Annotated in this window: 4 protein-coding genes and 1 pseudogene; 3 read left to right on the plus strand and 2 right to left on the minus strand. The window is 60.9% G+C overall.

Annotated elements, in window-relative coordinates; translation table 11 throughout:
* Positions 1-6,405 (plus strand): annotated as a pseudogene (locus AC1DIS_RS29005) (LapA family giant adhesin); the annotation flags it as partial.
* Between the two features lie 147 nt (positions 6,406-6,552).
* Complete coding sequence (locus AC1DIS_RS29010) at positions 6,553-6,891, plus strand: hypothetical protein (RefSeq protein ID WP_019582912.1); 339 nt, start codon at positions 6,553-6,555, stop codon at positions 6,889-6,891.
* Between the two features lie 48 nt (positions 6,892-6,939).
* Here AC1DIS_RS29010 and lapD read toward each other — a convergent pair whose 3' ends face one another.
* Together lapD and lapG are read right to left on the minus strand one after the other, a co-directional pair.
* The gene (lapD, locus tag AC1DIS_RS29015) at positions 6,940-8,886 is read right to left on the minus strand and encodes a cyclic di-GMP receptor LapD (RefSeq protein WP_064615724.1); all 1,947 of its coding nucleotides are present in this window, start codon (positions 8,884-8,886) and stop codon (positions 6,940-6,942) included.
* Positions 8,887-8,900: 14 nt separating this feature from the next.
* Positions 8,901-9,593 (minus strand): cysteine protease LapG, encoded by a 693-nt coding sequence (gene lapG, locus AC1DIS_RS29020; protein WP_018930302.1) that lies wholly within the window; start codon positions 9,591-9,593, stop codon positions 8,901-8,903.
* 266 nt (positions 9,594-9,859) lie between these two features.
* Here lapG and AC1DIS_RS29025 point away from each other — a divergent pair, with 266 nt between their 5' ends.
* Positions 9,860-10,570, plus strand: coding sequence for a GntR family transcriptional regulator (locus tag AC1DIS_RS29025; RefSeq protein ID WP_477748668.1), 711 nt, complete (start codon positions 9,860-9,862; stop codon positions 10,568-10,570).
* The last annotated feature ends 751 nt before the right edge of the window (positions 10,571-11,321 follow it).

Below are 11,321 nucleotides of genomic sequence, written 5' to 3' on the forward strand. Positions count from 1 at the left end.
ACCCTCAGCCTGAGCGCATCCAACTCGGTGGCTGAAGGCGGTTCCATCGTTTACACCGCGACCCTGACCAACGCCCCCGGCACACCGGTCACCGTGACCCTGAGCAACGGCGCCGTGATCACCATCGATGCCGGTAAAACCACCGGCTCCGTGACCGTCCCGGCCCCGTCCGATGACGTTTACAAGGATGCGGGCACGGTCCAGGCCACCATCTCCACCGCCACCGGCGGCAACTTCGAAAACCTGGTAACCAGCAATACGCCTGCGGTCACTACCGTCAACGACACCATCGACACCAGCACTGTTTCGCTGAGTGCGACCGCGAACGTSGCCGARGGTGGSACCGTGGTGTACACCGCGTCCGTGTCAGCGCCAGTCACCGGCTCGCCAGTGGTTGTGACCCTGTCCAACGGCCAGACCATTACCATTCCGGTCGGCGCCAGCAGCGGCTCTGTCAATTTTGTTGCACCCAACGATGCGTTGGCGGGTGGCGGCTCCTTGAGCGTCAAGATCGACGAYGCCAAGGGCGGCAACTACGAGAAGCTGGAAGTCGACGGCAAGTCGGCGGATACCTCGGTGACCGACACCCCRGACACCACCACCCTCAGCCTGAGCGCAACCGACTCGGTGGCTGAAGGTGGTTCCATTGTTTACACCGCAACCCTGACCAACGCCGCCGGCACACCGGTCACCGTGACCCTGAGCAACGGTGCCGTCATCACCATCGCCGCCGGTGCCACTAGCGGCAGCGTGACCGTCGATGCACCAAAGGACGACGTCTACAAGGACGCTGGCCAAGTCGAAGTGACCATCAAGGATGCCGCAGGCGGCAACTTTGAAAACCTGGCCACCAGCCCAGCGGCAGCGGTCACTACCGTCAACGACACCATCGACACCAGCACCGTTTCGCTGACTGCGACCACGAACGTCGCCGAAGGCGGCACCGTGGTGTACACAGCGTCCGTATCGGCACCGGTCACCGGTTCGCCGGTGGTCGTGACCCTGTCCAATGGCCAGACCATCACCATCCCGGTTGGCTCGAGCAGCGCCAGCGTGAACTTCACCGCACCGAACGATGCCTTGGCTGGCGGCGGTTCTTTGAGCGTGAAGATCGACGACGCCAAGGGCGGCAACTACGAGAAACTGGAAGTCGACGGCAAGTCGGCGGACACCTCGGTGACCGACACACCGGACACCACCAACCTGTCGCTCACTGCGACCGGCGCTGTAGATGAAGGCGGTCAGATCACCTATACGGCGACCCTGACCAATGCCGCCGGCACTCCGGTCACCGTGACCCTGAGCAACGGCGCCGTCATCACCATCGAAGCAGGCAAAACCACCGGTTCCGTAACCGTCGATGCGCCGAAGGACGACGTCTATAAAGACGCCGGCACCGTTGAAGCAACCATCAAGGACGCAACCGGCGGCAACTTTGAAAACCTGGTTCCGAGCACGGCACCGGCAGTCACCACCGTCAACGACACCGTCGACACCACGACCGTGACCCTGAATGCCACCGCTTCGGCAGCCGAAGGCGGCACCGTCACTTACACCGCAACCGTCGGTGCGCCAGTGACTGGTAGCCCGGTCACCGTGTCCCTGGCYAACGGCCAGACGATCACCATCGATATCGGCAAAACCACCGGTACCGTGACCACCGCCGCGCCGAACGACGCRTTGACCGGCCATGCTCCGCTGACCAACTCGATCACCAACGTCAGCGGCGGCAATTACGAAAATCTGGTGGCGGACAAAACGCCGGTCAGCACCACCGTGACCGACACCGTCGACACCACCAACCTCAGCCTGAGCGCATCCAACTCGGTAGCCGAAGGCGGCTCGATTGTTTACACCGCAACCTTGACCAATCCGGCGGGCACGCCAGTGACCGTGACGCTGAGCAACGGCGCCGTGATCACCATCGACGCCGGTAAAACCACCGGCACCGTGACCGTCCCGGCTCCATCCGATGACGTTTACAARGATGCSGGYACGGTCCAGGCSACCATYTCCACCGCCACCGGTGGCAATTTCGAGAACCTGGTGCCGAGCACTGCCCCGGCAGTGACCACCGTCACCGACACGATCGACACCAGCACCGTTTCGCTGACTGCGACTGCGAACGTCGCCGAAGGCGGCACCGTCACTTACACCGCAACCGTCGGTGCRCCAGTGACTGGYAGCCCGGTCACCGTGTCCCTGGCTAACGGCCAGACGATCACCATCGATGTCGGCAAAACCACCGGTACCGTGACCACCGCCGCGCCGAACGACGCATTGACCGGCCATGCTCCGCTAACCAACTCGATCACCAACGTCAGCGGCGGTAACTACGAGAACCTGGTGGCGGACAAAACGCCGGTCAGCACCACCGTGACCGACACCGTCGACACCACCAATCTCAGCCTGAGCGCATCCAACTCGGTCGCCGAAGGCGGTCAGATCACTTACACCGCGACTCTGACCAACGCCGCCGGCACTCCGGTCACCGTGACCCTGAGCAATGGCGCCGTAATCACCATCGACGCCGGTAAAACCACCGGCACCGTGACCGTCCCGGCTCCATCCGATGACGTTTACAAGGATGCGGGCACGGTCCAGGCCACCATCTCCACCGCCACCGGTGGCAATTTCGARAACCTGGTGCCGAACACTGCCCCGGCGGTCACCACCGTCACCGATACCATCGACAAAACCGAAGTCAGCATCAGCGGCAGTACCTCGGTGACCGAAGGCCAGACCGCCAGTTACACCGTCAGCCTGACCCACCCGGCGCAGAACGAAGTGACCCTGAAAATCGTCTACAGCGGTACCGCCGCCGACGGTTCGGACTTCACCGGCGTGTACACCGTGAAGATCCCGGCCGGCGCCAGCAGCGCGAGCTTCAACGTCGCGACGCTGGACGACAAGCTCACCGAGGGTACCGAGAACTTCGTGGTCAAGATCGACTCGGCCACCGGCGGCAACTTCGAAAACCTCGCGGTCAGCAGCACCAACGGCAGCGTCAGCACCTCGATCATCGACAACGATGCCGCGCCGGCTCTCGACCTGGACGCCAACAACTCCAGCGGCGCCACCGGGGCCAACTACAACGTGACCTTCACCGAAGGCACCACCGGCCAGGGCGTCTCGATCGGCGACACCGACCTGAGCATCACCGACCCGGACAGCACGATGCTGACCGGCGCCACCATCGTGCTGACCAACCGTCAGCCGGGCGATGCGCTGAACCTCGGCAACAGTGTCAATGGCATCAGCATCAACGCCAATAGCCAGGACGGTACGGTCACCCTGACCCTGTCGGGCAACGCGACGCTGGCCGACTACATGCAGCAGATCAAAAACATCAGCTTCACCAACAGCAGTGAGGATCCAAGCACCGTGCCGCGGATCATCACCGTGACGGTGACCGATGGCAGCAATTACTCCAACACCGCGACCACCACGGTCAACGTGGTGGCCGTGAACGACGCGCCGACCGCCGCGCCGGTTAACGTCACCGGTACCGAAGACACCCCGCTGATCCTCGGCTGGTCGACCTTCGGCGTCAGCGATGTCGACAGCCCGACCGCCAACCTGGGGGTGAAAATCACTCAGCTGCCGGGCGACGGCAAATTGCAGTACCTGGACGGTACGACCTGGAAAGACGTAACGACCAACCAGACCATCAGCAAGGCCGACATCGACGCCGGCAAGTTGCGCTTCACTCCGGATGCCAACGAATCGGGTGTTGATGGCTACAACGGCAGCGGCGCGGGCAATAACCAGGCGGACTACGCGCAGATCAAGTTCCAGCCCACCGACGGTCAACTGTTGGGCAACACCGGCACGGTGAAAATCGACATCACACCGGTTGCTGACGCGCCATCCCTGAGCGTCGCGGACAACAGCGTCAAGTCCACCGGCCTGACCAAGGAAGTCTGGACCGGTCTGTCGGGCCTGGGCACCGATGGCAGCGGCGCGCCGTCCGGCACGCTGAAATCAGTCATCGACGCCGCAGGCACCCCGAACTCCACCGGCACCGTGACCAACGTTCAGTCCGACGGCGGTGTCACCGCCGGCACGGCCTCGAAAACCTCCGGCCTGATCTACCTCGAAGCCGGCAAGACGTACACCTTCAGCGGTACCGGCGATGACAGCCTGTTGGTGACCATCGGCGGCCAGAACGTGGCCGCGACGACTTGGGGTGCAGGCGGCAAGCTGAATGGTTCGTTCACCCCGACCACCAGCGGTTACTACACCCTGGACATCTACCACCACAACCAGAGTGGCCCCGGCAGCTATGACGTCAACCTGTCGGTCAACGGCGGTACAGCGGTCGACCTGAGCAGCGCCGGCGTGCCGCTGTACACCGGCGTGGCGGATCTGGCCGCCTCTGGCGTGACGGTTTCCGACCTGCACGGCACCAATGGCGAAGGCTACTACAACGGCTACAAACTCAACGAAGGCGCCGAAGGCACCAGCGTTCACCTGTCCGCGATCAAGACCGCACTGACCGACACCGACGGCTCTGAAAGCCTGAGCGTGAAGATCAGCGGCATGCCGGCGGGCTCCGTGCTCAGCGATGGCGCGGGCCACACCTTCACCACCACCAATGGCGAAGCCAACGTTACCGGCTGGAACCTCGGCAGCCTGACCGTCACCCCGCCGCCGTACTACAACGGCCAGTTCACCCTGACCGTGACCTCGACATCCACCGAAGCACTCGGCGGTTCGGCACTGAGCACCGCGCAGATTCCGGTCACGGTATACCCGGCGGTCTACAACGCCGTGACCGCCACGGCGGCCGACGACACGATCACCGGCACCGACGGCAACGACATCATGATCGCCGACATCGGCGGGCTGACCGTGGTGCCAGGCACCAATTACAACATCGCGTTCATGGTCGACAGCTCGGGCAGCATGAGCAGCACGTCGATCAATGCCGCCAAGGATTCGTTGACGGCGGTGTTCAACACCCTCAAGCAAAGCCTGGGCGGCAACTCCGGGACCGTGAATATCTTCCTGGTGGACTTCGACACCCAGGTCAACAAATCAGTGTCGGTGAACCTGAACGACCCGAACGCGCTGACCTTGCTCAAATCCGTTCTGGATTCGATGTCGTCGGGCGGCGGCACCAACTACGAGGACGTGTTCAAAACCACGGCCAATTGGTTCCAGAGTGCTGACGCCATTGCCAACACCGGTGCGAAGAACCTCACGTACTTCATCACCGATGGCAAGCCGACCTACTACCAGAGCGGCGAACAGACCAACCCGACCTTGTACGGCAACGTGAAGCTCGATGATGTCATCACCACCACCAACTACAAGTTGGGGCAGACCTATTCCAACTATCTGGACAGCACTCACTACCTGAGCATCGACAGCGCCGGCAACGTCACGCTGCAGACTCTGAAAAACTCTGGCCGCTGGAGCAGTTCCGAACTGGGCACCCTGCATGCCGAGGGTAACGGCACCTACGAGCTGTCCTATCGCGACGGCACCGGTAGCAACACCGATTCCACTACCATCGACAATTCCGGCAGCAGCTTCACGTTGCTGAACAACGTGTCGACGGTGGAGGCCATCGGCCTGAACAAGGACGTCACCCTCACCGACCTCAAGCCGTACGATTCGGATCAAACGCCACAAACCAACATCGACCCCAAGGACCTGGCCAACTCGATCATCGGCCATACCGAAGCGACAATGCCGGGTGCCGACACGGTCAGCGGCGGTGACGGCAACGACCTCCTGTTCGGCGATCTGGTGAGCTTCAATGGCATTGCCGGCGAGGGTTATCAGGCGATGCAGGCGTTCGTCGCCCAGCAAACCGGCGTCGACGTCAGCAAAGTCACCACCAGCAACGTGCACCAGTACATCACCGAGCACTACACCGCGTTCGACGTGTCTGGCGCTCACGATGGTAACGACACGCTGCTGGGTGGCGCGGGCAACGACATTCTCTTCGGCCAGGGCGGCAACGACCTCCTCGACGGCGGCAAGGGCAATGACATCCTGCTCGGCGGCACCGGCAATGACTCGCTGATCGGCGGCCAAGGCAACGACATCCTGATTGGCGGCTCAGGTGCCGACACCTTCATCTGGAAGGCTGGCGACACCGGCAGCGACGTGATCAAGGACTTCAAGGCCAGCGAAGGCGACCGCATCGACCTGCGTGATTTGTTGCAGGGTGAAAGCGGCAGCACGATTGACCACTTCCTGAAGATCACCACCGTGGACGGCGTGTCGTCCCTGCAAGTCAGCTCCGCCGGCAAGTTCAACGGCGCCGATGCCGCAGCGACCACCCCGGACGTGACGATCAAACTGGAAGGTAACAATTGGTCCAGCGCCAGCATCAACTCGCTGATTGCCGGTAGTGACCCGACCATCAAGATCGATCACAACAACAGCTGATACGCAGGCTGACGGCCGCCCCAACCGGGCGGCCGTCATGTATGCCCACACCTCACGGGTGACGATTTCGTCGTCGCACCGCATACTCGCCTGCGTTGGCCTATGCTGCTGACAGCACGACGCTGGTCCATTTCCGAGGGATGCTTAATGTTTTACGTGCAACGCGATGCGCAAGGTCAGTTAGTGCGCGTGGAAGCCACGGCCTACGCCGAGGCCACGGAAACGCTGCCGGCCGACCACCATGAAATCCAGGCCTGGTATGCCCACGAAGTGGTGGAGACCAGCCTCAAGCAGCTCAAGCAGAGCGACCTGGAGATGATTCGGGTACTCGACGACTTGATTCAGGTGCTGACCCAAAAAGGCGTGATCCGCGTCACCGACCTGCCGCCGGCTGCGCAAGCCAAGCTCATGGACCGGACCCAGGCACGTGAGGCGTTGGGCGGGTTGAGCCAGTTGATCGATGATGATGAGACGGGGTTGATTTAACCCCTGACGCCGATCATTCCCACGCTCTGCGTGGGAATGATGAGCTGGCTACTGCCAAGGCTTCGGCTCACCAAACAACTGCCCCTGAACCCCGTACAACCCCATCTCGCGAATCACCGACAACTCCCCTTCGGTCTCGACCCGCTCGGCAATCAACGGCAAATCGATGCTGTGCGCCGCTCGCTGAATCGCCTCGATGAACAGGCGCTTGTCGCTTTCCTGATCAATCGCGCGGATGTAACTGCCGTCGATCTTCAGATACGCCAGCCCCAGCCGCGCCAGGTTGCCGATCATGCTGAAGCGCCCACCAAAACGCTGCAGACTCAGCGAGAACCCAAGCTCACGCAAACGCCGCGTCAGCTGCTCCAGTACCGCCTGCTCGGGCAGTTGCTCTTCGCCGATTTCCAGGGTCAGTCGTTCGCCAAGATTCGAATGCTGACGCAGGATATCGAACACTGCGTTCAGCGCCTGCGGGTCCGCCAGTGTCGCCGAAGACAGGTTCAGCGCCAGCGACTCCTCATGGTCGACCATCTGCTCGAGCACCAACTCCAGCATCAAACGGTCCAGTCGCGCGGTCCAGCCGAAACGCTCAAGCCATGGCAAGAAACGCCCGGCGGGAATGGTCTGGTCCTGCTCGTCGAGCAGGCGCGACAGCACTTTGTAATGCAGCACCAACTCTGTGTCGTGGCTGGCCACCACCGGCTGGAAATACAGCTCGAAACGCTGCTGGTTCAGCGCCTGATCCAGCAGGGTGTGCCAGGCGTGGTGATCGTCGCCGCCCCGCGCCGGCGCGCCCTGTTCGAGGCATGCCCAGCTCGGTTCACCCTGGCTTTCTGCCTGGGCCAGTGCCTGATCCGCCAACCCGATCACCGCTTGCGGCGAGTCGCCATGGGCAAACGGCGCCAACCCGATCGAAGCCACCGAAGCCACGTCCGTGGCGCCCGTCGCATGCAGGCTCCCCAAGGCACTTTCGAGATTACTCGCCAGTTGCAGCGCTTCTTCACGCACCAGCCCCGGTGCCAGCACGGCGAATTCCCCGCCACGAATACGCGTCACGAGGTTCTGGGTTTCCGGGTACTTGGCACACTCGCGGGACAACTGCTCGCCGACCGCTTTCAACAATTCATCGGTACGCTGACCGCCCAGCCGCTGGTTCAAACCGGCCAGATCCTTCACCCGCAACAGCAGCAAATAACCGGAGCTGGCCTGCTCCGAGTTGTTCAAACGCGCGTTCAATTGCATTTCGAAATAGCGCCGGTTGGCCAGGCCGGTCAGGTTGTCCTGATAGGACTCGGCCCGCAGCTTTTCACTGCGTTCGGCCTGCTCCTGGAACAGCGCCTTGAGCTTCTCGACCATCTGGTTCATGGCCTGCACCACCCGGCGCAGTTCCGGGGTGCGCGGCAGTTCTGGCAGGCTTAAGAATTCCCGGCGAGCAATGGCATGGGATTGCTTGACCATGTAGTCCAGCGGCTTCAGTTGCCGACGCAGCAACAACGCGCCCAGCACCGCACTCACCGCGCCGCAGAGCAGCAACCAGCCGAGGCTACCCAACGCGCTCTGCCACAGCTTGGCCAACGCGAACATCGGATGGCTGACCACCTCGACCCGCGCGGCCTGCTCCCAGCCACGGCTGACAATCGCATCGCCACCGGCCGGTTCCAGGCCGATCAGTTTGACGAACCAGTCGGGCACGTTGGTGACCGCGGGGATGCCGCTGCGCTCGACAATCGTCTTGTCGTTGGTCAGATCGACCACGCGGATACTCGCGTAGTAACCGCTGTCGAAGATCGAGCTGACCAGCAACTCGACCATCGCCGGGTCGTCGATGTTCGGCGTCAGGGACAGTGCCAATGCCGTCGCGGCGTCCTGGGCGTGAGAACGCAACTGGTTGACGTACTGGGTGCGAGAGCTTTCCAGACTGACCATGAAGCTGCCGGTGAAGGCGACCACCAGGAACAGACAAATAGCGATCAACAGCTGTTTGAACAAAGACATCTGAGCGCGTGCTCCTAGTTAATCGTCTCGACCGGGAAACCTTCGGCCTGCATTTTCTTCAACACGTCCTGCCAGCGAGACAGGCGTTTGGTGTCTCCGACCTTCTTGTTGCCCTTGGCACCCGGCAGCCACAACCCTTCGGCATTGAAAGAGTAGACCGGCAGCAAATCGGTTCGCTGGTTGGCGGGCTTGATTGCATCGATCAGGCTGTCGAGCACCAAAGGCATGGCCTCGGGGCTCGCGTAGTAGGTCAGCACCATGTGCGCGCGGTTCAGGCGCAAAGCCTTGACGTAGGTAATGCGCAGCTTGTCACTGGAGACGCCAAGATGACGCAGACTGAAATACTTGGCGATAGCGTAGTCTTCGCAATCGCCGGCGCCCTTCCACAAGGCTTCGATGGGGGTTTCCCAATAATCGACCTCGTGCCACAGGTCGATGTCTTCTTCGTAGCGCATCTGCCTGTTGAAGAACTGGTTGACCACGTTGAGTTGCTCCAGCTCGCCGACTTGTTTTTGCGTGGCCAGCAACTGCTGCCAGGCATCGATGCGCTGCCGCCCTTCACCCAAAGGCCCGTACAATGCCTGCGCACGACGGCTGATCAGCGAAAAATCCCAGTCGGCATGCAGCCCGCCCAGCATGACGCCGGCCAGCAGCAGTGCGCAGCCTAGCCAGCGCAAAGTCCGAGGGATCGCGAAACGTACCGCCAATGCGTGGCATCCAGATCAGGCAGATGGAAATCTGGCTTGATGGTGAAGGTTAGTCTGCTAAAAGACAATGGCACGGTGAGATCACCGCCAACACGCTAAACTTTGCATTACGGGTGCAATAAAAAGATCGCAGCCTTCAGCAACTCCTGTGGCGAAGTCTGCAGGAGCTGCCGAAGACTGCGCCTTTTGACCGTTTGACAACCCGTCAGGCAGTCACTAGTGTCCATTTGGATCCAAATACTTCAGCCAATCAGGGTGCGTTTGTCGTGACACAGAAGCCCAACCCTCTCAGCAGCATCAAGGTCAACGGGCCGATTCCCGCTCATCTGGCACGCTCGGTGATCGAAGAAACCCTGCGCGCGGCCATTCTCGACGGTCGAATTCCTTGCGGCACCGCCCTGCGTCAGCAAGACCTCGCCGACCTGTTCGGCGTTAGCCGCATGCCAGTGCGCGAAGCCTTGCGCCAGCTTGAAGCGCAAGCGCTGCTCAACGTGATCGCCCATAAAGGCGCGGTGGTCGCACCGTTGGTTCAGGGCGATGCGACAGAGACCTATGAGTTGCGGATCCTGCTGGAGTCCGAAGCCTTGCGTCGGTCGATCCCCCTGCTTGAAGACGCCGATTTCAAACAGGCTGCACACTACATCGACGAGTTGGAAACGGAACACGACTACACCGAGATCGGCCGGCTCAATCGCCTGTTCCACATGGCGCTTTACAACAAAGCCCCCAACCAGCGGCTGCTGAAGCTGGTCGAAGACGGGTTGAACGAAGAGGAACGCTTCCTGCGATTCAACCTGGAAGCCATGGGCCTGGGCAAACTGTCCCAGGAGGATCACCGAGCGCTGTTGCGGGCCGCCGAGGACCGGGATATCGAGCACTCGGTGATGTTGCTCGAAAACCACCTCAACCGGGGTGTCGAAGTCATTACGCACTACCTCGCAAGCCCTGAGGCGCAGCGCAGGAAAACCTCGAAGTAAACCGCGGTGACAACCCCGAGCGAGCCATTGAACGGCTCGCCGCGATTTCTGGTTGATCCGCCCCTGGACTGCTCGACGAACAAATCTGCTTACAAATCCCCCTTTCGCCCACACCGCGCCGGTGTGCAGCGACTTCATGCCCACTCCCAAAGCCCTGTCACCCACGAGCCCGATAATTGCACCTATCAGATCATGCAGGGGTGATAGCGAGCGCCGTGAATTACGCTCACTCTTGAGCTGCCAACGAATAATGACGGGCGACGCACCGCACCCCGGAGCAGTCACCCGCACCACAAGAACCAACGGAAGGAGTCTTGTCACGGGAAAGGAAGAACCGGCGTCGCTCCCAGCCAACTTCCACCCCCTCAGATCACATCAATGACCCAAGTAGAAAGTTGCTTCGAGTGAGGCATTCACTCTTTATTTGAATTTTGGCTTATATACGCCGAAAGGAGCAACTACGCCCAAATAAAACTTTATATAAAAGTCTTATTGGAACTTGTCGCACTCGAAAAAGTTAAACTTTCAATTAATTAAAAAAACACTTGCCCGACACTTTATTCATGCATTAGTTTTTCTCCGCCGCCCACAAACACCGGGGCCAAGCACTACTCAGCGATTGCATAACCCTAATAAGCATCAATTCAATTGAGGCACCCGCTCGCCAATAGAAAACTTCAAGCAACCGTTACTTATTGATCAACACCCCCTCAACGGCATTCCAGATCACTTATAGGCTCGCTCATGAAAC

Source organism: Pseudomonas sp. 05N433 (assembly GCF_056396925.1).

What these genes read in the sequence shown, in the direction of transcription:
- AC1DIS_RS29010 (WP_019582912.1), top strand. Translation starts at nt 6,553, where the DNA reads ATGTTTTACGTGCAACGCGATGCGCAAGGTCAGTTAGTGCGCGTGGAA.
- lapD (WP_064615724.1), bottom strand. Translation starts at nt 8,886, where the DNA reads ATGTCTTTGTTCAAACAGCTGTTGATCGCTATTTGTCTGTTCCTGGTG.